This is a genomic window from Priestia sp. YIM B13486 (assembly GCF_042787865.1).
Lineage (GTDB): Bacteria > Bacillota > Bacilli > Bacillales > Bacillaceae_H > Priestia > Priestia megaterium.
Window position 1 is genome coordinate 240,434 of record NZ_JBHZOZ010000006.1, and the last position, 24,833, is coordinate 265,266.

Below are 24,833 nucleotides of genomic sequence, written 5' to 3' on the forward strand. Positions count from 1 at the left end.
TCTTTAAAATCCAGCTTTTAGCTTATTTTTTCTTTTTTAATACATAGCATCCATACAAAAGCTAGTCCAATATAGCCAAATATCGGATACAAAAACTCAAGAAGCTGGGCATATCCGAATTGCCCAATAATAAAGCAAGCCAAGATAATAAACGCAAAAGCTTGTTTGTCATTGAGGGGAAGAAATGACTGAAGCTGCTTAGCGATGCCAAATACATTTCCAATCAATGTAGTAAAAATCTCGCCCAACACAACTACCGTAAATAAAACATTCACCCACGCTGAGATATTTTTAACAACGGCACTCATCGGAATATCAAGTTGAAATGAATAAGGCAAATTGGAAAGGGCAAGATGAGTAGAAACAAGCATAAACGTAAGTACACATCCTCCTATTAAGGCCCCTTTTGTAATCACGCTCCTATCTTTCACCGAGCTTCCTAATGGGACCAAAACGGCCTGAGCCAAAGCTAGATTCAGGGAAATATATAAAAAGGGACTAACCGCCCACTTCCACTGCGTGACGAGCGTTAAATCCGGCTTCGTTTGAATCAGTGAGAAATAGCTGATATTCGGCATAAAGATGATAAAAGCAAATGAAAGCATCATCGGTACAACAAGAGAATTAACCATTAAAATACCGTTAATTCCTTTTGCGATAAATATATAAGTTAAAACAATTGTAAAAATCATTCCAACAGGAGGCCACAGCCCAAACTGTTCTTTTCCTATTGCTCCCGTACTCGCTAGCATGACTGAAGTTACTCCAAATAAAATGACAATCATTACACCGTTTACCACTTTTCCAAGCACATCACCAAATAAATATGTATTAAGCTGCTGATAAGAAGAAGCCCCAATTGCGTGCGAAAGCAGCATCATTTTTGAACCTAGCCAAATAAAAAACAAGCCGCTGACCAAAATTCCGACCATTCCAAGTTCCCCGTACTGTGTAAAAAATTGAACGATTTCCTTGCCTGTTGCAAAACCGGCTCCTACAACGGTGCCTACATACGTAGCAGCAACCTGCAGCGTGAGTTTCCACCTTTTCATGCCCATCACCCTTCTACCCTTCATAGTTCACTATATGTAGAAACGATAAAAAAAAGACGAGCCTTTTTACGTGTAAATCTACGCATATCCCAGTGCTTGTGCCTTTTGGTTTATTTTTTTCATTTTCTTTTTGTATTTCTCACAAAAAACTCCTTAACCCCTAACATAACAGTCATTTTCAAACAAAATATACGGATATTTTCCCTTTAGCTTTTAAATTTCCCTCAATATTTGCTGGAAATTCACAATTTACTGTTGTATAATTTCTAAAAATCAGATAAATTATTAAATAAGTATTCTTTCTATTTAAAAAAATATGTTTCAATTATATACAATTGATTCTTATCATGAGAGGTGGAGGGACTGGCCCTTTGAAACCTCAGCAACCAGTCGTTAGAGACATGGTGCTAAATCCAGCAAGCAATTTATTGCTTGGAAGATAAGAAGGCGAAAAAAGTCTTCTTCTTAAGAAGACTTTTTCTATTTTATCGGCATATTGCATAAAACGAATCACTCGTGAAATAGAAGCGGAACAATTTAAGGAGGTTTTGACATGGGGTTACTTGAAGATTTAAAGTCTAAAATTTTAATTGGGGATGGTGCCACTGGTACCCTCCTTTACTCACACGGTATTGACAGCTGTTTTGAAGAACTAAACATCACCAAACCAGAAGAGGTTTCTCGTATTCACAGAGCCTATGTAGAAGCTGGTGCAAACGTTATTCAAACAAATACGTACGCTGCTAATTATCAAAAACTTGCCCGTTATGGATTAGAAGATTCAGTCAAAGACATCAATGTTGCTGGTGTAAAATTAGCGAAACAAGCTGCAAAAGATCAAGCTTACGTGGTTGGTACACTCGGCGGAATTCGTTCTTTCCAAAAAAACGCTATTAGTTTAGAAGAGGTTAAGCGAAGCATTCGTGAACAGATGTTTTGGCTTTTAAATGAAGGCGTGGATGGCCTTTTGTTTGAAACATACTATGATTTCGAAGAATTAAAAACCGTTCTTACACTGGCAAGAAAAGAAACGGATAAGCCTATTATTACTCACGTTTCCCTGCATGATATTGGCGTACTGCAAGATGGCCGTCCTTTAGCAGATGCATTAAAAGAATTAGAGGCGCTGGGAGCAGATGTTGTCGGGCTAAACTGCCGTTTAGGTCCTTATCATATGATTCAGTCTCTTGAAGAAGTACCGCTTCCTGATCGTGCTTTCTTATCTGCTTACCCTAATGCCAGCCTTCCGGCGTATGTGGAAGGAAAGCTGGAATATGAAACAAATGAAGACTACTTTGTAGAAAGCGCGCGTTTATTCCGCGAACAAGGGGTTCGCTTAATTGGAGGATGCTGCGGTACAACACCAGCTCACGTACGCGCAATGTCATCTGCCTTAAAAGACCTGCCTCCGATTACAAGCAAAGTTGTTAAAATGAGACCTGCCGTTACGGTTCAAGAGCGTGAGCAGCAGGATAAACCTCATATGCATGAAATTGTGAAGAAGCGCCGCTCGGTTATCGTCGAGCTAGATCCGCCTAAACAGCTTGGTCCGACGAAATTTTTAGAAGGCGCAAAAGCACTTGATAAAGTCGGCGTAGATGCTATTACATTAGCTGATAATTCTCTTGCCTCACCTCGCATCAGCAACTTAGCAATGGCAACACTGATGCAGCAAGAAACAAAAGCACGACCGCTTATTCATATTACCTGTCGCGACCGAAATTTAATTGGACTTCAATCTCATTTAATGGGACTTCATACGCTAGGAATGAATCAAGTACTTGCAATTACCGGTGATCCGTCAAAAGTTGGCGATTTCCCTGGCGCCACTTCGGTCTACGATTTATCTTCATTTGACTTGATTAGTTTAATCGCTCAGTTTAATGAAGGACTATCTTATTCCGGCAAACCACTTGGTCAAAAAACCAATTTTTCCATTGCAGCTGCCTTTAACCCAAACGTGCGTCACTTAGACCGAGCCGTTCAGCGTTTGGAAAAGAAAATCGACTGCGGGGCTCACTATTTCATTACTCAGCCTCTCTATTCAACTAAGCAAATTGAAGAGGTATATGAAGCAACCAAACATTTAACAACACCGGTATATATCGGTATCATGCCGTTAACAAGCGCAAGAAATGCTCGATTTATTCACCATGAAGTACCTGGAATTAAATTATCAGAAGATATTCTAGAACGCATGGATGCAACGGGAAATGACCGAATCCGCGGTGAAGTCGAAGGTCTTGCGATTGCAAAAAACTTAATTGATACAGCATATGAGTTATTTGACGGTATTTACTTAATTACGCCGTTTATGCGCTATGAAATGACCGAAATTCTAACACGCTATATTCATGACAAGCAACTTGTTACATCAGAAAGGAAGATATAAATGAGCTCACTTATCGAACAACAACTAAAGAAGCGAATACTCGTCATCGATGGAGCAATGGGAACGATGATTCAAGATGCTGATTTAACCGCTGAAGATTTTGGCGGCGAAGAATATGAAGGCTGCAACGAATATTTGACTCGAACAGCGCCTCATGTGATTCAGCGCATTCATGAAGAGTACTTTGCAGCAGGTGCTGACATCATTGAAACCAATACGTTTGGCTCAACATCTACCGTACTTGATGAATACGATTTAGGTCACTTGGCGTATGAATTGAATATCGAAGCTGTGAAGCTTGCTTGTGCAGCCCGCGATAAATATTCAACTCCCGAATGGCCTAGGTTCGTAGCTGGAGCTATCGGTCCTACCACTAAAACTCTCTCTGTTACCGGAGGTATTACATTCCCTGAGTTAGTAGAATCGTACGAAGAGCAAGCTCGAGGTTTGTTAGACGGCGGCGTTGACTTGCTTTTAGTCGAAACCTGTCAAGACATGCTGAACGTAAAAGCCGCATTTTTAGGCATTACAGCTGCGTTTGAAAAACTTAAAATCGAAGTTCCTATTATGATTTCAGGAACAATTGAGCCGATGGGAACAACTCTCGCTGGTCAAGATATCGAATCTTTTTACTTATCACTGGAACACATGAAGCCTCTTTCAGTCGGACTTAACTGCGCGACAGGCCCTGAATTTATGACGGATCATATTCGCTCTCTTTCAGACCTAGCCACTTCAGCAGTTAGCTGTTATCCAAACGCTGGACTTCCGGATGAAGAAGGCAATTATCATGAATCCCCTGAGCTGCTTGCTCAAAAAATTAAAGGGTTTGCTGATAAAGGCTGGCTGAACTTTGTAGGCGGATGCTGCGGTACAACGCCTGCTCATATTAAAGCACTGGCGGAAGCGGTAAAAGAGGTTGCGCCCCGTTCGCTTGATCGCTCCGAGCATAACCATGCTGTAACCGGTATTGAACCGCTTGTATATGACGATTCTATGCGCCCTCTTTTTGTGGGAGAACGTACGAATGTAATCGGTTCTCGCAAGTTCAAGCGTCTGATTGCGGAAGGAAAAATTGAAGAAGCATCTGAAATTGCGCGTGCTCAAGTTAAAAATGGTGCTCACGTTATTGATATTTGCTTGGCAGATCCGGACCGTGAAGAAATGGAAGACATGGAGGAATTTATTCAAGAAGTTGTAAAAAAAGTGAAGGTTCCTCTTGTAATCGATTCAACGGACGAGAAAGTTATTGAAAAAGCTTTAACATACTCGCAAGGTAAGGTCATTATTAACTCCATTAACTTAGAAGATGGTGAAGAGCGTTTTGATGCAATCTTACCGCTAGTAAAAAAATTCGGTGCAGCTCTGGTTGTGGGTACAATCGATGAAACAGGCATGGCCGTTACTGCAGAACGAAAAGTAGAGATTGCTAAACGCTCACATGATTTGCTTGTTGAAAAACATGGCTTTAATCCAAAAGATATTATTTTTGACCCTCTTGTGTTTCCTGTAGGGACTGGTGATGAACAATATATTGGTTCTGCTGAAGAAACAGTTAAGGGAATTAAAATGATTAAAGAAGCCCTGCCTGATTGCCTGACCATTCTTGGCGTAAGTAACGTGTCATTCGGTCTTCCTCCAGTCGGACGTGAAGTACTAAATGCGGTTTATCTTTATCACTGTACGCAGGCTGGACTCGATTATGCCATTGTTAATACCGAAAAGTTAGAGCGCTATGCTTCTATTCCAGAAGCTGAAATTGAGCTTGCTAATGCGTTGTTATTTAACACAACTGATGAAACGTTAAGCACGTTTACCGACTTTTATCGTGATAAAAAGAAAGAAGCAAAAGTAGAAATTTCTACGTTAACACTCGAAGAACGATTGGCAATGTATATTGTCGAAGGTACAAAAGAAGGATTGCTTCCTGATTTAGAACAGGCTTTAGCTCAATATGATGATCCGTTAGATATTATTAACGGACCGCTTATGAAGGGCATGGCGGAAGTTGGACGTTTGTTTAATGACAACCAGCTGATTGTAGCAGAAGTGCTTCAAAGTGCGGAAGTGATGAAAGCATCCGTTGCCTTTTTAGAACCTCATATGGAAGCAACTGAAAATGATTCTGGAAAAGGCAAAGTGATTCTTGCAACGGTTAAAGGCGACGTGCATGATATCGGTAAAAACTTAGTAGACATCATTTTAAGCAACAATGGTTTTAAAGTAATAGATTTAGGAATTAAAGTAACGCCCCAGCAGCTGATTGAAGCAGTAAAAGAAGAAAAGCCAGACATCATTGGCCTGTCAGGTCTTCTAGTAAAGTCAGCTCAGCAAATGGTTTTGACTGCCCAAGATTTAACGCAATCAAGCATTGATGTTCCAATTATGGTAGGAGGCGCTGCCCTTTCCCGTAAATTTACTGACTTTAAAATTGCCCCGGAATATGAAGGTGCGGTCCTCTACGCCAAAGATGCGATGGACGGATTAGCGTTAGCAAATAAGCTGCAGAACAAAGAAGAAGTTATTCAGCTTTTAGCAGATTTAAAAACGCGGCAAGAAAAGAAAGTAACGGTTCGAGAACGCCAGCCTCAAACCGCTCAAGCAGCTACGGCTGTTTTAGAAAGATCCGCCATTTCAACGGACGCTCCTGTTTTTGTACCTACTGATTTAAAGCGCCACGTTGTTAAACACTACGATTTGGCACAGGTTCTTCCGTATATTAACTGGCAGATGCTTTTAGGCCATCACTTAGGACTAAAAGGAAAAGTGAATAAGCTGCTTGCTGAAAAAGATGAGCGTGCTGTTCAATTAAAAGAAACCGTTGATGACCTGCTCGAACTGGCACTAAAAGAAAACTTAATTAAGCCAGCGGTTATTTATCAGTTCTTCCCTGCTCAAGCAGACGGAAATGATTTAATTATTTATGATCCTGCTGATGAAAAAACAGAAATTGAACGCTTTACCTTCCCTCGACAAGCAAAAGGACAGTTCTTGTGCTTATCTGATTTTGCAAAGCCTAAAGAAAAAGAGATGGACTATGTATGTTTCTTCTCTGTAACAGCAGGAACAGGCATTCGCGAACGCGCGGCGAAATTCAAAGAAAACGGCGAGTTTTTAAAGAGTCACGTGTTCCAAGCTCTTGCGCTTGAACTAGCTGAAGGATTAGCAGAACGTGTTCATCAGCAAATTCGTGACCGCTGGGGATTCCCCGATTCGCCTGACTTTACAATGGCGGAGCGTTTTTCAGCCAAATACCAAGGTCAGCGTTTTTCATTCGGATATCCTGCATGTCCAGACCTTGAGGACCAAGCAAAACTGTTTAAATTACTTAAACCAGAAGACATCGGCATTCAGTTAACAGACGGTTTCATGATGGAACCAGAAGCTTCTGTTACAGCCCTTGTTTTTGCACATCCTGAAGCGAAATATTTTAACGTATTGTAAAATATGGCCGCGGTCTTTTAGACCGCGGCTGTTTTTTTACAGTGAACAAACCTGAAAAAAAGGCTGCGAAAAATGGATTTTAGCTGAAGAAAGATCCGAACCGTAAATCCAGATTCTTAATTGAGAATCAACTGCGTTCGGATTTTTTTCATTGTGATCGTGAACTGGATTTCATGTAGCTGTTTCTAACTGTTGACTGAAAGGCAAGGCAAAGACTCCTGCGGAAAAAATTGATGCAGTTATGTCTTAATCTCTTTGAATTCACCGCCGGTCTGAGCTTTTTTTATGAGTTTCTTGGGAAACACTGATAGAATAAGGAATGTAATAAATTTGTAACGCTCTTGTCACAGCAAATTTTTCAGGGAAAGGAATTTTCAAGCAATGATTAAATTATTTGTAAGCGACTTAGATGGCACTCTTTTACACGAAGAAAAATACGTAGAACAGCATAATGCAGACGCACTTAGTGAACTTCAGCGCCAAGGAGTAGAGGTTTGTCTTGCGTCTGGACGAATGGATACGGAAATTTTAAAGATTTCTACTGATATTAATAATACATTTCATCGCATTAGCCAAAACGGAGGATTTGTGTGGACCAAAGAAAATCAAGAACTTCATGGAAAAGTGTTTGAAGATGATTTAGCGGTTCAACTTTATAAAAAAACGATAGATCCTAACCGTATCACACTTGTCTGTTCAAACGACACGAATTATGTAGAGCAGCGAAATGAAATTATTGAAGCGATTGAAACTCACATGTTTTTCCCTATCGAAGAACAAATTGAAATGACGGATTCATTTGGTCATGCTCTTTCTCCATCTAAAATCACGGTTCTTGGAGATCATGATGAAATGGTAGCTCTGCAAAAAGAAGTGAACGAAGAGTTTGGTGATTATATTGATACATATATTTCTGCCAAGCAGTGTTTGGATATTATGCCTAAACATATCAGCAAAGGAAATGCCATTGAAATTTTATTAAATCATCTTCAGCTAAAACCAGAGGAAATTGCATGTGTGGGGGATTCATTTAATGATATTCCTATGTTTCAATTAACGCCGAACAGTTTCGCTATGGCTACAGCCCCTGAAGCTGTGCAGCGCCACGCCTCTGCTGTTGTGTCATCTGTTAGTGAAGCAGCGGGTATTGTTTTAGAAAAAAATAAGCAAACCATCTAAAAAAAGCGGTCAACATTTAAATTGACCGCTTTTATCTATTTAATAAGAAAACGGTAGTTATTTTTTCCGTAAAGAACGAAAAAATTCACCTAAGCTTTTTTGCTTTCCATCTGCATGCTCTCCGTGATTAACCAAGCTGCTGATTCTTTCTCGTCGAACAACAACCATAATAAGAGTGGCAAAAAAGATAATGGAAACGGCAATGACAACCAGTGCAAGAACGGATGCTACAATAGCTTCAGAAGTCGTTAGTGACGATAGCATCTGCCTCGTACACCTCCATTTCGTTTGTGGCGAAAAGGAGCCTAGCAATTAGAAATGCAAATAATCTTTTTTCTCAGCTTGATGCATGTTATTATACACCATTTTCATTTTAGAAGCTGTAGCTTTTAAAGACGTAGACGAATCCACATCTTCGGCTAACATAATGTTTACTAAGTCAACCACAGAACGAGACAACAACTCTACATTATTTTGCAACTCTAATTCGTCATAAGTCGTACGGTCTTGAAGACGAAGTCGAATAATTTCATTTGCTAGCTCCCTAACACGCACTAATTGTTGATGTTCTCCCATAGTATCTCCGCCGCAAGAAACTTATAATCAGCCCTTTTATTGGCTTTTATAAGAGCTAGAAATCCTTGCAGCTTACCCCTCCTTATAAAGATGCCTAGCACACCTTTATGTAAATCACACTTTCACCTTGTTTACATGTATATTCGCTATAGCTGGTTCTTTTTCCTTTTGAAATTAGCAGTCATCGTCAACGACCTTCTTCGTTTATCGTTCAGATTTCAAATTTTTAAGGATGTGGTATACGAAAATTAAAACGCCAATAGCCGTAAGTGTTGCCCCTGCTGCCACTACGGGTGCAAAAGCTTGGTTTTCTAGTACGATCATGAAAAATAAACCAATCATCATGACCGGTAATCCTATATTATGCAACCATACGTGCAGTTTGGCTAATTTACTTTCGCTAAACGCAGGAAACAAATAATAAATAAGTCCCGCTAACGTAAGCGACGTCCATCCTAATAAATTGATGTGCACGTGAACAGGAGTCAAAGCGTAGCTGTGAACAATTGACATATAATACCCCAATATGATGCCAAGTCCAAAATAAACGGCTGATATTTTAATTAATTTAATTCCCATCATTTTCTCCCCCTTATATCCCCCTCCGACTTCTGTACTACTTTACGCAGGAAACGTCATTTTAGAAGCGGAAGTTAGCCAAAGGACACGAAATACAGAGTATGATATCTAAAAAGAGGATTCTTTACCGCAAACACAAAAAACAGCTGAGCAAAAGTACTCAGCTGTCTATTTTAAGCAATATAATGCAGCACAAAATTCAAGAAAAACAACAGCGCGCTTACATACATAAACATCGATACTTCACGCATTTTACCAAGGAATAATTTAAGCAGTGGATACGCAATGAACCCAAATGCAATTCCATCAGCAATGCTGTACGTAAGAGGAATAAGCGCAATAATTAAAAATGCAGGGAAACCTTCTGTTAAGTCCTGTAAATTGATGTTTTTGATATTTTGAATCATCAATGCTCCAATAACAATAAGAATAGGTGCAATAGCACTATCTGGAACCAGCTTGATAAATGGAATAAACAGAAGTGAACTTAAAAATAAAACTCCTGTAATCAGCGATGTTAAACCCGTTCGCCCTCCAGCTGCAATACCAGATGCTCCTTCTACAGAAGACACCGTTGGACTTGTTCCAAACACGCCGCTTAGCAAAGCTGAGGCGGCTGTTGCTTGAAAGGCCCGCGGAAATTTGCTATCTTGATTCATCATACCTAGCTGACCATGCAGCAAACCGATATTTTCAAAAATCAATACCATTGTTAATGAAAAGACAGCTGCCCAAAACGCAACGTCTCCAATAGCTCCAAAAGACAATGTGCCAAAGCTGCTAAAGAAGTCGTTCACGCTACCAGCGGACTGTCCTTTTTCTGCACCGCTTCTTACACCAAGTAAGAAGGCAAGGACTGATCCAGCAATCATGCTTAACAAAAAGTTACCTTTCACATTTCGGATAAACAGTACGATTGTGATAATTAACGTCAACAGCGTACTGATCACAAACGGATCTGACAAGTCTCCAAGTGCTACAAAAGTGTTTTCGCTTGGAACTACAAGCTTCCCTTTTTGCAAACCGATAAATGTTAAAAATAAGCCAACACCGACTGTTATCGCTTCTTTTAGCGAATGCGGAATCGAAGAGACAATTTTGGCAGACAGTCGTGAGAAAGCTAATGCTATAAAAAGAAAGCCGGATATCACTACTGCTAATAACCCTTCTTGCCAAGATAACCCCATTGATTGAACCATCGTATACGTAAACAATGCATTAATCCCCATACCTGGCACCAAAATAAGAGGCGCGTTTGCCCAAAAAGCCATAATAACACAGCCTACAAAAGCCGAAGCTACTGTTGCGAATATTCCTGCTTCAAGCGGAATACCAGCATCAGACAAAATGGTTGAATTAACGGCAATAATATACACGATGGAAAGAAATGAAATGACCCCAGCTAAACTTTCTTTTCCAACAGTTGTTTGGTGGTCGTTTAAACGAAACAACTTTTCAAATAATGCGTTCAATCTAATTTCCTTCTTTTCATCTATCCCTCGCCCACCCAGTGACCAAAAATGCCACCGAAGTTATTATAGCAAAATCAACAATTGTTGCAAGGAAAACTTGTCTCCTTTAGCTTAAGCGTTCATTCCTTATTTAAAACTGTTATCATTTTCTAAATGTAACGTCTTGCATTCATTCTATATATATCTTGGACTGGACATAATAAAAGAGCGCTTTATCAGCGCTCATTGTTTTAATAATAATAAGGATAATATGGTGGGTACGGCGGATAATATGGTGCTGGATAACCATAATAACCTGGACCTCCTAATGCACTTCCAAGAACTAATCCTCCAAGAAATGGAGCTCCAAAGCCCCAACCCCAAGGGCGACCAAAGCCAAAGCCAAAACCAGGACGGCCAAAGCCAAAACCAGGACGACCGAAACCAAAACCTGGGCGACCGAAACCGAATCCTGGACGACCAAAGCCTCCAAAACCACCGAATGGTCTTCTTATGTCATTAATATCAAATTCTTGCATGATACATGCCTCCTCAAATTATATTTCATTCTCTTTATTACATATGTTATTCACCTACTTCTTGCATAGGCAATCGCCTCTTTTTTTGTGATTTCTTAAAAAATATTCCTTTTCTACCACCTCGTTAGGATTAAACAAGCGTAGAGACATATATTTTTTAAGACTTTGAAACATACTACATGTAACTTATGTAAAATAAGAGAGATGAAACGAGGAATGGACCTTTACGATTTTCAGCACCTGCTGCAATGAGGAATAAACATAATATGAACGCATAAAAAGAACGCTCAACAAAAATGTTGACCGTTCTTCTTATGAAAATACATAACGATTTTTTATTAATTTATCTGACCCTTTGCTTGACCGTATATGCCCTAAAGCTATATAATCCCCTTTTTATACAATGCGCTTTGAACATAAAATCATAGGAGCGTCTCCCCAAACGCTGCTATGTATGTATATCTGTAATCGCTTACAAACCTTTAATAAAAAACCGATATGATTTTCTATCTATTTACATTAAACAATATTTTAGGCTAAATTTCAACACATTTTTTGTTTTTCTTTGTACTCAGCAAAAAAACAGGTGATATAGCACAGTGATTTTCCTTTTTTCCTGTCCCTTTTACTTATAGCCATAATCGTTTATAGTTTATAACGAAAGGAAGTGACGCAATGTCTGATCAACTAGAAGAATACTTAGAACGAGGAATGTACGGAGCAAAGGAAACAAAAAGAGACGAAAGAAGATATTTCTTAACTGCTCTACGTGAGAATATTGAACTTGCGCTAAAAAAAGGGCAAGTCATGAAAAAGGATGCAGCAAAAATAAAGCCTCTTTTAAAAAAAGTGAAAGACGGTCATTTGTTTTTAAATGGCTCCTTGTCTTACTCATACCTCTCCCCCTATATTCAAGCGGCTAACCAACATAAAGTGCCTTTTACTATCGTTCAGAACTTAGAAGCTGATACCGATATTGGTCTGGTTTTAACAGGTTCTGAAGGCAGTTTGGAACGAGATATTTTTTTAGACTAAAAAAAAAGAGCCAGAACGGCTCTTTTTTATTTGGCAAATACATGATGATCAATTGTTTTAATTACAGCACGTGAACGAATCCAGTTATCGGTAGCTGTTTTTGGATTATAAAAGTAAATGGAATCGTCTAAACGATCTTTTCTAGTCAATGCTTGCTCTACTGCTTTTTTCGAATCTTCTGAAGCAGGTTTGTTAATTGATCCGTTTTGGACCGGTGAAAAAGCGTATGCTTTTCCGACAACTTGTTTAATAACTCCTGTTACCGTATCTGGAAACTTCGGAGAATCTACACGGTTTAACACCACTGTTGCTACCCCTACTTTTCCTTCATATGATTCGCCTTTTGCTTCAGCTTCTACTAAGCGAGCTAATAAATCTTTTTCATTTGCTGAAATCGAAACTGCAGGTGTTTCCTGCTCCGCGGGTTTTGCTTCTGGTTTTGCTTCTGGCTTAGCCGGGGCTGCCGTTGAAGGTTCCGTTGTTTCAGCAGCCAGCACTTTTGTCTTACTCGGAATCGCTAATGTTTCACCAATATAAATCATATCTCCTTGACGATTGTTTAATTTTTTAATATCGTCAATTGTTACACTATATCTTTTACCTAACTTCCAAAGACTATCGCCTTTGACTACTTTATAATTAGTTGCAGCCGTAGCTGTTGCATTAAAACCTATAAATGAAAGAGTAGCTAAACAAGCTACTACCATTGATTTCATATAACTATGTTTCATAGGTAATACCTCCTGAAATTTCGTATGGTATTACTCTATCATAGCTATATAGGGGTTTCACCGAACGATTCAATTACATTTCTTTAAGTTTGATGAACAAAATTACGTTCGGAACACAATTATGACATTGTACCTTGTTTTTTGTCATAATCACGGTAATTTTTCTAAAATACAGGTATATTTTCCCGGTTTATTTCAGTTTAATCAGAAATTTCTTCATTCATTTTTCCCTTATAATTCTTATGATAAACATTTAAATTCATCTACTTTTACACAAAAAAGCTGAATGTTGTAATCAACATTCAGCTCTTTTTAATCTTCGATCTCAATTTCTACAACATCATAGAAATCAATCACTAGCTTAGCACCCGTATCATCCATAAACGTAAAGACGTCTTGATCATCTGATAAATGTATCACGTATCCGGTCAACTGCTGTTCACTGTTGTCGTAAACAGTAGTAATTAGAATTTTTTTATGATCTACATATGCTTCTTCTAATAACGAATGGAGGTCATAGTCCCCGTCATCTTCGGGCCGGTTCGTTAACAGCATCCCATAAGTCGTCATTCCATTTTTATCTTTCCATATATGATCTGCAAAATAAAAAGGTGCTGTACTTTTTCGAAACTCATCCATAATATCCCTCCTATAACTAAACACGTTTATTCGCTCTTACCGTACGTTACTAAATAAACGCACAAGCACTTGTAACAGTATATTCTCTACTGTACAGGCTCATACATCCATTATATAAGGCATAATCAAATAATGCCATCATTTCGTTTAGCTCCTAGGAATTTCTAGATACGTATAGGTGAAATCTCCACCGCGTCCAGCTATTCCACGAAAATGTTTGAAATCAGGGCGATTTACTAAAAAAGGGCGAAAAGCAAGAAAGTCTTCTTTTTTAACTTTAATTTCGGTTACTTTTCCTTCACTTAACTCATTCAACATGTTTATTGCTGTTTGTTCATCCATTCAGTTTCACCTCGCTTTTAACTGTTCAGCCAATTTTGCAGAGATGCAAATTGAGCTTCTGCTTCTTTATATCCTTGGTTGTAAAGAGCGTCGAGACGCTCACGATTCTTCTCAATTCGCCCTACTACAAGAGGGGTTTGCGGACGAATCACAAAGATATTCCCCTGTCTTTCCTGTTCTTCAATATATGACAATGTTTCATTATACAATTTATAGCGGTTCTCAAGCGCACGAGTCAGCCCATCATAATGACGGTATTTGCGCTTCAATAACCAAAGCATATTTGATTTCTTTTTTCGATATCCTTCGTTTCGCGTTAGCACAACAATATTTTTTCTATATCCATCCTGCACTGCTTTTTTGATTGGAATCGGATCACTGATTCCTCCGTCTAACAGCTCTTTTCCTTTATATGTAACGACAGGTGCTAAAAATGGAAGGGAACTAGAAGCGCGAACCGCTGTCAAAATGTCCCGGTCATATTCATCAAAATAAACGGGTTCTCCCGTCAAGCAGTCCGTTGCTCCTACTACAAGCTTCTCTGTACGCTCAGCAAATGCCTCAAAGTCAAATGGAAGAAGCTGATTAGGAATTTCATCAAAAACGAAATCCATTCCAAATATCTCTTTTGTTTTAAAATAATTTTTCCACGACAAGTAGCGAGGATCCTCTAAAAAATCTAAATTAGCTTTGCGACTTCTTCCTATTTGTCTAGATAAATAAGAAGTGGCATGACAAGCGCCGGCTGAAACGCCAATTACATACGGAAGGTACAGATTTCTTTCCATAAAGTAATCTAAAACTCCAGTTGTATAAAGGCCTCTCATACCGCCTCCTTCGAGCACGAGTCCAGTATCTTTCAATTTCTACACCTTCTAATTCTTATAATTTATGACAAGATTATACCTCGTTTATTATAACGAAAGGTGAACAAAGATGGAACTGTCCTGCTTCTCTCTTTCGTTAAAGCTACCAATTCCTTTTATTTCTCAGCACATTTTACTTATTTTTTCAATTTTATTTTATATTTTTTCAAAAAACCCTTTACTAATTCCCAGTTTTAAGGCAAAATTGTAAAAAAGAAAACGCTAACTAGTTTTACTATTTTTAAAATTAAAATTATTTAAAAAATTTATAATGAACTAATTTAAAACAAAGGAGCGATGAATCATGAAAATAGCAGAGGTAGGAAACTTGATAGAATTTAAAAATGGCTTACAGGGCATTGTCGAAAAAGTAAATGAAAACTCCGTGATTGTAGATTTGACTTACATGACAAACTACCGCGATTTAGACTTAGAGCAGCGAACTGTTGTCAACCACAAAAACTACATCATCATTAATCCAGCTATGTAAAGGAAAAAAGCAGCCGCACAGCAAAAGCGGTTGCTTTTTTATTGATTTTGAAAGAATTGATTCTTTTGTTCTTCTGTAATAATCCCCAGCTTATACATGAGGTAAATATACTGTTGCACCTTAACATCCTTCGAACTTTTTTTCACTGTACTCCCTCTTTTCTAAAATGTTTCTTTATACAATAATATATGGCTGAGATAAAAAAAGTTTCCTTAAAGAAACAAAAACAGGCCCCATTTTTTCTTGAAAGGGGCTTATTTTCGTGTGACAATAAGAACAAGCTACTACTATCTTCTTACCGAAAGGAATTACTAGCATGTTTGATACTGTATTGTTTATCGTTGCTCTTATTGTCATTCTTTTTTTCATCGTGCAGTTCGTTTTTAAACGCAAACAAACTTCAAATAAAAAAACATCCGTTGAACCCATGAATTATGCCGAAGAAGATTCTAACTCCTACACAAGCTGGAGTGAAACTGTTTCTAACCACGATCATGATGGCGATGGAGATAGCGGTGGAGATGGAGATGCGGATGGTGACGGAAGATAGAAAAAAAGCCCCTTCTTATGAAGAGGCTTTTCTTTATTTTGATAATACTCGCTTGCCGTTGGTAAACGAATAATAGCATTCACCTGTATAAATGTCTTGGCTTTCATGTACATGAACCCCACATTTATCTTCAAGAGCAGCTTTCATCATCGATTTGGCTACGTTATAAGCTTTAATTGGACGATACTTTCTCCACTTTCCTACAAGGCAAAATGAACACGACTTTAACGTGTATCCCCCAATCTTTTCAAATAGGCGAAACTCTTGGCGCTTGCCTAATAATAACGATGGGCGGAAAAAGTGAGTAGAACGGATATACAAACTTGCGATATCTTCTTCTACTTGCCCCTTTACTTTACTGTAAAAGAATGGCGAACGAAGATCAGCACCAATTGCTGTGATCGTTAAAAAGTTTTTGCAGCGATATTTTTCTGCACATTTAGCCGCTTTTAAAGGAAATTCGTAGTCCACTTTAATGAATTTCGCTTTTGTTTTTGCTTTTTTCATTGTCGTGCCTAAACAGCAATATACATCATCAACTGCAAAGCATTCTTCGTGCTTATCAAGCTCTGAAAAATCAATTTCAAGCTGACGTAGCTTTGTGTGTTCGATTGGTAGCTTTTTTCGAACAAACACTGTCACATGGTTATATAAGCTGTTGCTTAATAACATTTTTAAAAGTTCTTGACCAACAAGTCCGCTTGCACCTAATACTAATGCTGATCTCTGTGACATTCTTTCACCTTCTCACCTGTTGTTTTTGCAATGGAAAACAGGTTGCATACACAACCTGTTTGTTCGAATTAACGATTATCAATTGTTTCTGGGTATAAATCATGATTCATCAGGCGATAATTAGCCATTTCTTCATACTTCGTACCGGGACGGCCATAGTTTGTATATGGATCAATTGAGATTCCGCCGCGTGGTGTGAATTTTCCCCATACTTCAATATATCTTGGATTCATCAGTTTAATTAAGTCATTCATAATAATGTTCATACAGTCTTCATGGAAATCTCCATGGTTACGGAAGCTGAATAAATAAAGCTTTAACGACTTGCTTTCTACCATTTTTTCATCTGGAATGTAACTAATATAAATGGTTGCGAAATCCGGCTGACCTGTTTTTGGACATAAGCTCGTAAATTCCGGACAGTTGAATTTCACAAAATAATCACGATTTGGGTGTTTGTTATCAAATGCTTCTAGAATCTCTGGTGCATATTCAAACAAATAGTTTGTTCCTTGATTTCCAAGGAGTGATACACCTTCTAATTCTTCATCTTTTCGACCGCTCATTTGCATTTCCTCTCTTTCTACGATTGTCATTCTAACAGCGTTTTTTTATTTTGTATATATCTGTTTTTATTTTTCTTTGTAAATTTTTTGCTATGCGCTTACACGCCTCGTTTATTTCCCCAAACAAGGGCGTGAACCTGCGGCAGAACTCTTACATCGTTCATGTTTTTTGCTGCCACTGCCTTATCGATTAACCACTCATACTTTTTAAGCAATTCTTGTGTTAACGACGCATTATCGATTGTCGTTAAGTCCTCGTTTCCTACTTGAACAAAAAATGGAACCTCAGGATAACGTTCATGAACAGACGCTGCATACTCAAAGTCCTCATCATTAAATACAACGACTTTTATGCTTATGTGCGCCTTGCGTTTTTCCTTTATTAATGTCTCTATAATATCGTCTAATACGGAGAAATTTGTTTTCATTAATGAACTTGGAGGCTTAGGAGAAATCGTTAAATCATCGATCTTTAGGAACCAATCCTGATAACGGCTCCCCTGTGTTTCAAGAGCTGCTTTTACCCCTTGACTGTGCAAAAGCTCTACAAGTGAACCAATCGCCTTGATAAGCGCAGGGTTTCCTCCAGAAATGGTGACGTGATCAAAGCACTCTCCTCCAATTTCTTTTAGCTCCGTCCAAATTTGTTCTGCTGTTAGCTGACGAATATCGTTTTTAGCCGATCCATCCCATGTAAAAGCTGAATCACACCAGCTGCAGGAATAATCACAGCCCGCGGTACGAACAAACATCGTCTTACGTCCTACAACCATTCCTTCCCCTTGAATCGTTGGTCCGAATATTTCAAGTACTGGAATTGTATTAGCCACGTTTTTTCACCTTCTTTGGGCGGTAAACTACGTAACTTGTCGGCGTTTCCCGCACGAATACTTGTACGCAAGAAGGCTTATTTGGTAGTGTGTCTAGATATTCTTGAACCAACTCATAAATTTTACGGGCAACAACTTCAGTTGTAGGAAAATCATTTGGATTTTCTTCGTTAAAGATAGAATGATCGTTCAATAATGTATGATCAAATTGACCAGAAACAATTTTTTTCAATAGCGCAAAGTTTACTAAAAAGCCCGCTTCGTCTAATGTATCTCCGGCAACAGTTAGATTTACGAAATACGTATGTCCATGAACTTGACGGCATTTTCCTGCTTCTGTGTGAGGAACAAAATGTGCCGCAGCAAACTGCATATCTTTGTTCAGTTCATATTCATAGTCATGAAATACTTGAGGATACATTTGTTGCAGCATTATTTCTCTCCTCCTTCTTTCGTTTGCATATATTGATCTAACCCGCGTTTTCGCAATTGACATGCGGGACATTCGCCGCATCCATCAGCAACAATACCGTTGTAGCATGTTAATGTTTTTTCACGCACATACTCAAGCGCCCCTAGCTCATCCGCTAACGCCCACGTTTCTGCTTTATCAATCCACATAAGGGGCGTATGAATCACAAATTCAAAGTCCATTGATAAATTAAGCGTGACGTTTAACGATTTTACAAATACATCTCGACAGTCTGGATATCCCGAAAAATCAGTTTCACAAACGCCTGTTACGATATGACGGCCTCCGCTGTTTTTAGCCAGTACGGCTGCAAATGATAAAAATAAAAGATTGCGGCCGTCAACAAACGTTGTAGGCAACTCTCCTTCTTTTTGCTCGATCTCAATATCATCTCGCGTTAAGGCATTTGGTGCTAATTGATTTAAAAGTGACATATCTAGTACGGTATGCTTCACACCTAAATCAGCTGCGATAGCTTTTGCTACCTCTATCTCTTGACTATGGCGCTGACCATATTGAAAAGTAACCGTTTCTACTTCTTTAAAGTTTTTCAAAGCCCAAAATAGACATGTTGTACTATCTTGACCTCCGCTAAATACAACAATAGCTTTTTCATTTTTCATCATTATTGTTCGTCTCCTTTTTGATTGAAATCAAAAGAAGAAGAAACTTTATTGAACCGTTCGTTCCCTTTGTGACTAATTTTATAACACAAAAAAGAGACTGCTCTTTTCCAGCAATCTCCCTAAAAAGCAACTAAGATACACGTCCTCGCCAGCATACACGTCAAAAAGACGCGTTGATAGAAAAGCACGTGAAAGAAGACACGCTAAAACCGTGTCTTTTGTCATCAACGATGATCTTAGTTTTTTATAGAGGGAGTTTTCGAACCTCTCCCGTACGTATCCAAACGTGTACGGCGTTTCTTCTTGAATTGTCATCGTATTATACCACATGCGTATAAATAATGCTATGTTTGTTGACTTCTATCGCCTTTAGCTGCCTTATTTTTCTTCATATAAGAAAGCGCAATAAATAACAACGGAAAACAGACGCTTAATACAAATAAATAAAACGGCCAGTAATATTTTTCAAAATAATTGAAGTACGCTGTGTTGGGAATAATGTAATATGCCACGCCTGTAATAATTAGACCTAAAGGAAAGCTTAAAAAATTGCGCACCCGTAAATTACACAATTGGACGATACTTAACTGAATAGCATAGAACACAATGACAACTTTAAAAAAGATAGATAACATCCAAATAATAGCTACTAATACTTCAACATGCTGAATCGTTGCACCTAACGAAATCATTTTTCCTAATAAATAAACTGGGTAGCTGTGCATCGATGCAATATTCGCGCCAAGAGCTAATATACAAGCCGCAACTGCAATCGTAATCGTCAAGCCCGATGCGACAGTGCCGATAACAAACATTCTTTTTATCTTTTTTCCATCTTTTATATGAGGCGTAATCATCAGAATAAAAACCAATTCCATAAACGGGTTTCCTAAAAAATAAGTGGTCCCTAATACTAAATCACCCATGCTGAATTCAAAAAAAGGATAAAGACGATCAATTTTCATCTGAGGAATATTTAAAATAATTAACAATAAAAAGGGGACCACAATCCAAGGCAAAAAGATTTCCGCGGTTCTTGCTACCACTTCAATACCTAGATACCCTCCGTATATAACAGCTAAAAGAACAAGAGCATGAATCCATGTAGGCAGCGTTTCAGGGACAATTTGAGTCGTCATGAATGTACTGATATCTCGAAGCGAAAACGTAGACTGAATGAACATAAAGAAAATGTAAATAAGAGAAATACACGTTCCTGCATAAGGACCTAGCGCCTTTTTAGCTATTTGAATGAATGTTTGCTGAGGGTAACGCTGAATCAGCCATAAAAGCACCGCAACGATTAAAAGTGCAAAGCCAATAGCAAGCACACCGCAAAACCACGCATTTTGTCTATTCGTCTCTAATAATGTAGCCGGAACTGCCAAGATGGCGCTTCCGATACAAAAAACATAAATGAGAAAAAGAAATTGTTTCGGACTAATAAATTCTTTTATTTGCATCATACACACCTTCTCTCCTACATGCGTGCTCACGTGAATAACAAATGATGAACGGTTCTAGTAAGAGGCTTAACGAGTGCCTCTAAAAAGTACAGAGGCGTAGGAACTTCTTTACGGAGTGTAATCGCTCCCCAAAAGAATAGACCCAAACCTATAAGACAAAGGTAGACGACTATCTCACGATAATACTTTTCCTTTCGGAAGTTGATCATTATTTTTTTAGTCAAATAAGCAAGCAGTACAAGTAAGGCGATAAATCCCTCCATTTTCTTTCTCCTTAATGCTTCATTTGCTTCATATATGAGTTATTTAACGTGCCTAAGCGACGGATTTGAACTTTTGCATCTAAATCGACGGTTAAATCCTCTGCGTAAATTCTGTTCCAGTCTCTTTTCATTTTGTACCATCTCTTTACATCTTGTCTGTAAAACGCTTCGCCAAAACCAAAGATATCGCTTTTATAAGTTTTTTGAGCTTTTTCTACTGCATCATTCATTTTTTCTTTTACGTCGGCTGCTGTTTTTCGTTCGAGCATATTGATTACAGCTGGGTCCTGTAAATTCACTTGACACTCTACATCAGCTACGTTCGCTTCTCCTTTTAAATCAACGTGAATATGAGGTTTATGATTTTTCATAGTAGCTGTCACCTTGACATTCGTTCGAAGCATTTCGACTCCGATGATATCATGCTGTTTTTCTTTTTTTTCGCATGGAATAACAATTAACGTACTTTTTACATGTCCGGTAATATAGTTATATCCTTTACTTTCGTCTTCATTGAACCAGCCGAGAAGCTTATCATTTTGAAAGACACCTAATCCTTTGAAATTGAGCAGGGTGGAAAGATTGGTGCGAGAAATACTAGACATGTCTCCTGCCTTTTTCACGTCGCCTTTCACTAACACTCCTGATAACACCGCCTGCTTTCCTTCACTGGTTAAGTTACTGATCAGTTCATTTAACTTCACTCCTCTAGTAGGTGCCCAAATACGCTGTGACACGTCTAATGAAGCAAACATATGGTTAGCAGGTATTTTTTCGATGGTTGTTAATACGTTCAAAACGCTCGATGCTTTTGTGTTTTTAGCAACAACAACAAAATAATCGGTACGCACTTCATGATCCCGAGCAAAGAAATCAAGCACTTCAGCAATACCGTCTTCCGCCATGCTTTCGCTAATAACTAGCATTCGTAAATGAGAAAGATAAATTTTACGCGGAGATTTTGTCGTTATTTTTCTTAATCCTTCCATTACAGACGAAGCCTTAATAGAAAATGTGGTAACAGAAGGCCCGTTTGTAGGCGTTTTCGCCTGAATATCACCCGGATTAATTAGCTGAACTGTCACAATAATGCCATCTTCTACTTTATCAATTCCGACAGCAACCGTAATGGCTAGCTCGTTCAACTCTCGACTGCTCCAGCAGCCGCTTAATAGCACTGAACAGATACATAACATTAGAAATGCTTTCATAGTAAACGGCCACCTTCACACAGTTTAGTTTTTTTGCGTCTTTTGACGTGAAATATTCTTCTCATTAATAAGCTTTGGCCTTGTTTTCATTTTTTTGATCGAACGTCTAATCAGCACATCCTTTTGATCACGCTTCACAAATGGAGCCATAGGTGTCATATAAGGGACTCCAAATGACCTTAAGCTGCATAAATGTAAAATCATTAAAATTAGCCCCAGGATAATACCGAACAGGCCAAAAGTAGCTGCTAAAACCATTAAAACAAAGCGTAGCATCCTTACTGCAATAGCCATATCATACACAGGTGACACAAAGTTACTAATAGCGGTGATGGATACAACGATAACCATTGCAGGTGAAACTAATCCCGCTTGTACGGCGGCTTCTCCTAAAACGAGTGCTCCCACAATCGAAATAGCTGAACCTACTGCTCGAGGCAATCGGACTCCCGCTTCTCGCAAAATTTCAAACGTGATTTCCATAATAAACGCTTCAATAATAGCAGGAAAAGGAACACCTTCCCTTTGAGCTGCAATACTAATTAACAAAGCAAAAGGAAGCATTTCTTGATGAAAAGTAGTTAAAGCAATATAAGCAGAAGGTGTTAAAAGAGCTAAGAAAAATGCCATGTAGCGCATTAAGCGAATCAATGTACTAATATCTGCGCGCTGGTAATAATCTTCGGCCGCTTGAAAAAATTGAATAAATAGGGCAGGAACCATTAATACAAAAGGTGTACCGTCTACTAAAATGGCTATCCGCCCCTCTAAAAGACCTGCTGCCACCGAGTCTGGACGCTCCGTGTTATGCATAGTAGGAAAAGGTGTATAATCTTCATCTTGAATCAACTCTTCGATATATCCGCTCTCCAAAATACCGTCTATATCAATTTTGGAAAGACGCTCCTTTACCTCTTGAATGACCTGTTCATCCGCAATGCCGTCTATATAAACGAGCGCAATATCCGTTTTTGTAAACTCTCCTATTTGCTGAGATTCAATCCAAAGTTTTGGAGATTTTATTCGGCGCCGAATCAATGCGGTATTCGTTCGCAGTGTTTCTGTGAAACTGTCTCGAGGCCCTCTTACAACGGTCTGAGATTGTGGTTCAGAAACAGCCCTGTCTCTCCATCCTCTGGTACTTGCCACAATACACGTTTGATACCCTTCTAAAAACAGTACGGTATCTCCTGATAAAACATGAAGAAGAGCATCATCCAATGTCTTTGCTTCCATGATTTCACCGGCTGCCAAACTATAGCTTTTAATCAATTCGTACATATTAACGATGCCATCATCATGTGTTAAATGTTCATCGTGATAGTGCATAATGGAGTCCAGCGCATAGTGTTCAACTTCGTCTTTATTTACTAATCCGTCGATGTAAGCAACACCTAAAGTAAATTTTTCTTCAATCGAAATTCGAAACTCTCGCACAACTAAATCCGTGCTCTGTCCCAATGCTTTTTTCATGCGGGATAAATTATCTCCCACCCTCTCAGATAATTTCTGCTCTTCCTGTGTAGAAGAAGCACTAGTGTCCTTAGAGTCCTTCGATTCATCAGCTTTTTCTTTCCGCTGTTTGGATTTATTCGTTAACTCAGATAGTTTTTTTATACGCATTGTTCATCCTCCACTACATTGAACGAAAAGAAACGGAATTTCTTCTTTTTAGTCTCTATAGTTTTTGTATGAAAAGGAAATTTATACTTGAAGCCATTTTAATAATCTTTATTTTTGACATCATTTGTGCATTTCTATAGGATAGTAATGGATAATTCTTTGTTATTATGAAGAATGTTTATGCGGAACATTGAAAGGAGTCTATACATGGCACAATCACTTAAAGGCAAAGTAGCTCTTATTACAGGAGCAGGAAAAGGCATCGGTCGTTCAACTGCGATTGAATTAGCAAAGGAAGGCGTAAATATCGGTTTAATTGCTCGTACAGAGGCAGATTTAAAGGCTGTTGCTTCTGAACTAGAAGCATTTGATGTACAAGTTGCTTATGCAACAGCAGATGTTTCTTCTATGGAAGAAGTAAATGCAGCAGTTGAGCATCTACATACAAAATTAGGGGCAACAGATATCTTAATCAACAACGCAGGAATCGGTAAATTCGGAAGCTTTTTAGAGCTAGACCCAGCTGAGTGGAAACAAATCATTGATGTGAATTTAATGGGCGTTTACTACGTAACGCGCGCCGTTCTACCTCAATTAATCGAAAAAAATGGTGGAGACATTATCAATATTTCATCCACTGCTGGTCAAAAAGGCGCTCCCGTTACAAGTGCTTACAGCGCTTCAAAATTTGGCGTGCTCGGCTTAACTGAATCTCTAGCGTTAGAAGTACGCAAACACAATATTCGTGTAACAGCTCTAACACCAAGTACAGTAGCAACGGAATTAGCGTATAAAGAAAACTTAACGGATGGCAATCCTGATAAAGTGATGCAGCCTGAAGACCTAGCAGAAATTATGGTCGCACAATTAAAATTGCATCCTCGTATTTTTATCAAATCTGCGGGCATGTGGTCCACAAATCCATAAACAAACATAGAAAAAGGAGAGCTTCAGCTCTCCTTTTTTGTGTCTTCCTTTATATGGTGGTTACCTTATTTACGTTTAGGCGTGATTTCTTCTGATAGTTCTTCAAAAGATTTCACTTTTCCATGCGATGGGTTTTGTGATTGTTTTCGCACATTCCACTGACGCTCTTTTTGACTTTTAGACTGAGTCATTTTGCTTCATCCCCTTTTTATATGCTTACATGTAGTAGGATAAAACAAGCTGCTCTTT

Annotated in this window: 27 protein-coding genes and 2 riboswitches; of the genes, 7 read left to right on the top strand and 20 right to left on the bottom strand. The window is 38.6% G+C overall.

Annotated features, from left to right (window positions below):
• Positions 1-17: 17 nt before the first annotated feature.
• Entirely contained in the window at positions 18-1,052 is a 1,035-nt protein-coding gene (locus tag ACFX4G_RS17785; RefSeq protein ID WP_237074669.1) for a YkvI family membrane protein, read from the bottom strand.
• Positions 1,053-1,391: 339 nt separating this feature from the next.
• Positions 1,392-1,498: riboswitch (SAM riboswitch) on the top strand.
• A 107-nt stretch (positions 1,499-1,605) separates the two neighbouring features.
• Between ACFX4G_RS17785 and ACFX4G_RS17790 the strand changes: the two genes are divergently transcribed.
• The 3 genes from ACFX4G_RS17790 (at position 1,606) to ACFX4G_RS17800 (ending at position 8,067) form a co-directional block, all read left to right on the top strand.
• Complete coding sequence (locus ACFX4G_RS17790) at positions 1,606-3,444, top strand: bifunctional homocysteine S-methyltransferase/methylenetetrahydrofolate reductase (protein ID WP_013082256.1); 1,839 nt, start codon at positions 1,606-1,608, stop codon at positions 3,442-3,444.
• Positions 3,445-6,888 carry a methionine synthase gene (metH, locus tag ACFX4G_RS17795; RefSeq protein WP_377575953.1) on the top strand — a complete coding sequence of 1,148 codons (3,444 nt, stop codon included), beginning with the start codon at positions 3,445-3,447 and terminating at the stop codon, positions 6,886-6,888.
• Positions 6,889-7,269: 381 nt separating this feature from the next.
• On the top strand, positions 7,270-8,067 hold the full coding sequence (locus ACFX4G_RS17800) for a Cof-type HAD-IIB family hydrolase (RefSeq protein WP_013082254.1): 798 nt from the start codon (positions 7,270-7,272) through the stop codon (positions 8,065-8,067).
• A gap of 57 nt (positions 8,068-8,124) precedes the next feature.
• Here ACFX4G_RS17800 and ACFX4G_RS17805 read toward each other — a convergent pair whose 3' ends face one another.
• The 5 genes from ACFX4G_RS17805 to ACFX4G_RS17825 all read right to left on the bottom strand — a co-directional run bounded on the left by ACFX4G_RS17805 (position 8,125) and on the right by ACFX4G_RS17825 (position 11,212).
• Positions 8,125-8,331, bottom strand: a complete 207-nt coding sequence (locus ACFX4G_RS17805; protein WP_013055999.1) for a hypothetical protein — start codon at positions 8,329-8,331, stop codon at positions 8,125-8,127.
• A 48-nt stretch (positions 8,332-8,379) separates the two neighbouring features.
• Positions 8,380-8,643, bottom strand: coding sequence for a hypothetical protein (locus tag ACFX4G_RS17810; RefSeq protein WP_013055998.1), 264 nt, complete (start codon positions 8,641-8,643; stop codon positions 8,380-8,382).
• A gap of 204 nt (positions 8,644-8,847) precedes the next feature.
• On the bottom strand, positions 8,848-9,222 hold the full coding sequence (locus ACFX4G_RS17815) for a cytochrome-c oxidase (RefSeq protein ID WP_377575957.1): 375 nt from the start codon (positions 9,220-9,222) through the stop codon (positions 8,848-8,850).
• 173 nt (positions 9,223-9,395) lie between these two features.
• On the bottom strand, positions 9,396-10,694 hold the full coding sequence (locus ACFX4G_RS17820) for an NCS2 family permease (protein ID WP_013055996.1): 1,299 nt from the start codon (positions 10,692-10,694) through the stop codon (positions 9,396-9,398).
• A gap of 230 nt (positions 10,695-10,924) precedes the next feature.
• Entirely contained in the window at positions 10,925-11,212 is a 288-nt protein-coding gene (locus ACFX4G_RS17825) for a hypothetical protein (RefSeq protein ID WP_013055995.1), read from the bottom strand.
• A gap of 675 nt (positions 11,213-11,887) precedes the next feature.
• Here ACFX4G_RS17825 and ACFX4G_RS17830 point away from each other — a divergent pair.
• Positions 11,888-12,247, top strand: a complete 360-nt coding sequence (locus ACFX4G_RS17830; protein ID WP_013082250.1) for a YueI family protein — start codon at positions 11,888-11,890, stop codon at positions 12,245-12,247.
• A 26-nt stretch (positions 12,248-12,273) separates the two neighbouring features.
• Here the strand turns inward: ACFX4G_RS17830 and ACFX4G_RS17835 are convergent, their stop codons facing one another.
• The 4 genes from ACFX4G_RS17835 to ACFX4G_RS17850 form a co-directional block, all read right to left on the bottom strand.
• Positions 12,274-12,978 (bottom strand): cell wall hydrolase, encoded by a 705-nt coding sequence (locus tag ACFX4G_RS17835; RefSeq protein WP_377575960.1) that lies wholly within the window; start codon positions 12,976-12,978, stop codon positions 12,274-12,276.
• A 312-nt stretch (positions 12,979-13,290) separates the two neighbouring features.
• Positions 13,291-13,617, bottom strand: a complete 327-nt coding sequence (locus ACFX4G_RS17840; RefSeq protein WP_013082248.1) for a hypothetical protein — start codon at positions 13,615-13,617, stop codon at positions 13,291-13,293.
• A 147-nt stretch (positions 13,618-13,764) separates the two neighbouring features.
• Positions 13,765-13,959, bottom strand: coding sequence for a hypothetical protein (locus tag ACFX4G_RS17845; RefSeq protein WP_013055990.1), 195 nt, complete (start codon positions 13,957-13,959; stop codon positions 13,765-13,767).
• Positions 13,960-13,976: 17 nt separating this feature from the next.
• Positions 13,977-14,822: a patatin-like phospholipase family protein gene (locus tag ACFX4G_RS17850; protein WP_097824012.1), complete on the bottom strand. Its 846-nt coding sequence runs from the start codon at positions 14,820-14,822 to the stop codon at positions 13,977-13,979.
• 307 nt (positions 14,823-15,129) lie between these two features.
• On the opposite strand from ACFX4G_RS17850, the gene ACFX4G_RS17855 reads away from it, so the two are divergent.
• Together ACFX4G_RS17855 and ACFX4G_RS17860 are read left to right on the top strand one after the other, a co-directional pair.
• The gene (locus tag ACFX4G_RS17855) at positions 15,130-15,315 is read left to right on the top strand and encodes a YkvS family protein (protein WP_013082245.1); all 186 of its coding nucleotides are present in this window, start codon (positions 15,130-15,132) and stop codon (positions 15,313-15,315) included.
• Positions 15,316-15,631: 316 nt separating this feature from the next.
• A complete protein-coding gene (locus ACFX4G_RS17860; RefSeq protein WP_377575964.1) occupies positions 15,632-15,865 on the top strand; it encodes a hypothetical protein in 234 nt (77 codons plus the stop codon).
• 33 nt (positions 15,866-15,898) lie between these two features.
• Here the strand turns inward: ACFX4G_RS17860 and ACFX4G_RS17865 are convergent, their stop codons facing one another.
• From ACFX4G_RS17865 to ACFX4G_RS17905, 9 genes are all read right to left on the bottom strand, one after another.
• Positions 15,899-16,600, bottom strand: a complete 702-nt coding sequence (locus ACFX4G_RS17865; protein ID WP_013055986.1) for an NAD(P)H-binding protein — start codon at positions 16,598-16,600, stop codon at positions 15,899-15,901.
• 68 nt (positions 16,601-16,668) lie between these two features.
• Positions 16,669-17,166 (bottom strand): preQ(1) synthase, encoded by a 498-nt coding sequence (gene queF, locus ACFX4G_RS17870; RefSeq protein ID WP_013082243.1) that lies wholly within the window; start codon positions 17,164-17,166, stop codon positions 16,669-16,671.
• A 98-nt stretch (positions 17,167-17,264) separates the two neighbouring features.
• Entirely contained in the window at positions 17,265-17,996 is a 732-nt protein-coding gene (gene queE, locus ACFX4G_RS17875) for a 7-carboxy-7-deazaguanine synthase QueE (RefSeq protein WP_290368878.1), read from the bottom strand.
• The gene (gene queD / locus ACFX4G_RS17880) at positions 17,989-18,429 is read right to left on the bottom strand and encodes a 6-carboxytetrahydropterin synthase QueD (protein WP_013055983.1); all 441 of its coding nucleotides are present in this window, start codon (positions 18,427-18,429) and stop codon (positions 17,989-17,991) included. Before queD ends, queE begins: the two co-directional genes overlap by 8 nt.
• On the bottom strand, positions 18,429-19,094 hold the full coding sequence (gene queC / locus ACFX4G_RS17885) for a 7-cyano-7-deazaguanine synthase QueC (RefSeq protein WP_043979622.1): 666 nt from the start codon (positions 19,092-19,094) through the stop codon (positions 18,429-18,431). Before queC ends, queD begins: the two co-directional genes overlap by 1 nt.
• Positions 19,095-19,324: 230 nt before the next feature.
• Positions 19,325-19,368: riboswitch (PreQ1 riboswitch) on the bottom strand.
• A 70-nt stretch (positions 19,369-19,438) separates the two neighbouring features.
• A complete protein-coding gene (locus ACFX4G_RS17890; RefSeq protein ID WP_230184609.1) occupies positions 19,439-20,560 on the bottom strand; it encodes a GerAB/ArcD/ProY family transporter in 1,122 nt (373 codons plus the stop codon).
• 26 nt (positions 20,561-20,586) lie between these two features.
• Complete coding sequence (locus tag ACFX4G_RS17895) at positions 20,587-20,823, bottom strand: hypothetical protein (RefSeq protein WP_162213843.1); 237 nt, start codon at positions 20,821-20,823, stop codon at positions 20,587-20,589.
• Positions 20,824-20,834: 11 nt separating this feature from the next.
• On the bottom strand, positions 20,835-22,034 hold the full coding sequence (locus tag ACFX4G_RS17900) for a Ger(x)C family spore germination protein (protein ID WP_043979630.1): 1,200 nt from the start codon (positions 22,032-22,034) through the stop codon (positions 20,835-20,837).
• Positions 22,035-22,058: 24 nt separating this feature from the next.
• Positions 22,059-23,657 (bottom strand): spore germination protein, encoded by a 1,599-nt coding sequence (locus tag ACFX4G_RS17905; protein ID WP_043979632.1) that lies wholly within the window; start codon positions 23,655-23,657, stop codon positions 22,059-22,061.
• Positions 23,658-23,864: 207 nt separating this feature from the next.
• Here ACFX4G_RS17905 and ACFX4G_RS17910 point away from each other — a divergent pair, with 207 nt between their 5' ends.
• Positions 23,865-24,584, top strand: a complete 720-nt coding sequence (locus ACFX4G_RS17910; protein WP_013082239.1) for a 3-ketoacyl-ACP reductase — start codon at positions 23,865-23,867, stop codon at positions 24,582-24,584.
• 65 nt (positions 24,585-24,649) lie between these two features.
• On the opposite strand, the gene ACFX4G_RS17915 is transcribed toward ACFX4G_RS17910, so the two are convergent.
• Complete coding sequence (locus tag ACFX4G_RS17915; RefSeq protein WP_013082238.1) at positions 24,650-24,775, bottom strand: DUF6254 family protein; 126 nt, start codon at positions 24,773-24,775, stop codon at positions 24,650-24,652.
• Positions 24,776-24,833: the final 58 nt, after the last annotated feature.

What these genes read in the sequence shown, in the direction of transcription:
- ACFX4G_RS17890 (WP_230184609.1), bottom strand. Translation starts at nt 20,560, where the DNA reads ATGATGCAAATAAAAGAATTTATTAGTCCGAAACAATTTCTTTTTCTC.
- ACFX4G_RS17900 (WP_043979630.1), bottom strand. Translation starts at nt 22,034, where the DNA reads ATGAAAGCATTTCTAATGTTATGTATCTGTTCAGTGCTATTAAGCGGC.
- queD (WP_013055983.1), bottom strand. Translation starts at nt 18,429, where the DNA reads ATGCTGCAACAAATGTATCCTCAAGTATTTCATGACTATGAATATGAA.
- ACFX4G_RS17805 (WP_013055999.1), bottom strand. Translation starts at nt 8,331, where the DNA reads ATGCTATCGTCACTAACGACTTCTGAAGCTATTGTAGCATCCGTTCTT.
- ACFX4G_RS17860 (WP_377575964.1), top strand. Translation starts at nt 15,632, where the DNA reads ATGTTTGATACTGTATTGTTTATCGTTGCTCTTATTGTCATTCTTTTT.
- ACFX4G_RS17895 (WP_162213843.1), bottom strand. Translation starts at nt 20,823, where the DNA reads ATGGAGGGATTTATCGCCTTACTTGTACTGCTTGCTTATTTGACTAAA.
- ACFX4G_RS17785 (WP_237074669.1), bottom strand. Translation starts at nt 1,052, where the DNA reads ATGAAAAGGTGGAAACTCACGCTGCAGGTTGCTGCTACGTATGTAGGC.
- ACFX4G_RS17915 (WP_013082238.1), bottom strand. Translation starts at nt 24,775, where the DNA reads ATGACTCAGTCTAAAAGTCAAAAAGAGCGTCAGTGGAATGTGCGAAAA.
- ACFX4G_RS17910 (WP_013082239.1), top strand. Translation starts at nt 23,865, where the DNA reads ATGGCACAATCACTTAAAGGCAAAGTAGCTCTTATTACAGGAGCAGGA.
- ACFX4G_RS17810 (WP_013055998.1), bottom strand. Translation starts at nt 8,643, where the DNA reads ATGGGAGAACATCAACAATTAGTGCGTGTTAGGGAGCTAGCAAATGAA.
- ACFX4G_RS17800 (WP_013082254.1), top strand. Translation starts at nt 7,270, where the DNA reads ATGATTAAATTATTTGTAAGCGACTTAGATGGCACTCTTTTACACGAA.
- ACFX4G_RS17815 (WP_377575957.1), bottom strand. Translation starts at nt 9,222, where the DNA reads ATGGGAATTAAATTAATTAAAATATCAGCCGTTTATTTTGGACTTGGC.
- ACFX4G_RS17905 (WP_043979632.1), bottom strand. Translation starts at nt 23,657, where the DNA reads ATGCGTATAAAAAAACTATCTGAGTTAACGAATAAATCCAAACAGCGG.
- ACFX4G_RS17845 (WP_013055990.1), bottom strand. Translation starts at nt 13,959, where the DNA reads ATGGATGAACAAACAGCAATAAACATGTTGAATGAGTTAAGTGAAGGA.
- ACFX4G_RS17835 (WP_377575960.1), bottom strand. Translation starts at nt 12,978, where the DNA reads ATGAAACATAGTTATATGAAATCAATGGTAGTAGCTTGTTTAGCTACT.
- ACFX4G_RS17830 (WP_013082250.1), top strand. Translation starts at nt 11,888, where the DNA reads ATGTCTGATCAACTAGAAGAATACTTAGAACGAGGAATGTACGGAGCA.
- queC (WP_043979622.1), bottom strand. Translation starts at nt 19,094, where the DNA reads ATGATGAAAAATGAAAAAGCTATTGTTGTATTTAGCGGAGGTCAAGAT.
- ACFX4G_RS17790 (WP_013082256.1), top strand. Translation starts at nt 1,606, where the DNA reads ATGGGGTTACTTGAAGATTTAAAGTCTAAAATTTTAATTGGGGATGGT.
- metH (WP_377575953.1), top strand. Translation starts at nt 3,445, where the DNA reads ATGAGCTCACTTATCGAACAACAACTAAAGAAGCGAATACTCGTCATC.
- queF (WP_013082243.1), bottom strand. Translation starts at nt 17,166, where the DNA reads ATGAGCGGTCGAAAAGATGAAGAATTAGAAGGTGTATCACTCCTTGGA.
- ACFX4G_RS17855 (WP_013082245.1), top strand. Translation starts at nt 15,130, where the DNA reads ATGAAAATAGCAGAGGTAGGAAACTTGATAGAATTTAAAAATGGCTTA.
- ACFX4G_RS17865 (WP_013055986.1), bottom strand. Translation starts at nt 16,600, where the DNA reads ATGTCACAGAGATCAGCATTAGTATTAGGTGCAAGCGGACTTGTTGGT.
- ACFX4G_RS17840 (WP_013082248.1), bottom strand. Translation starts at nt 13,617, where the DNA reads ATGGATGAGTTTCGAAAAAGTACAGCACCTTTTTATTTTGCAGATCAT.
- ACFX4G_RS17825 (WP_013055995.1), bottom strand. Translation starts at nt 11,212, where the DNA reads ATGCAAGAATTTGATATTAATGACATAAGAAGACCATTCGGTGGTTTT.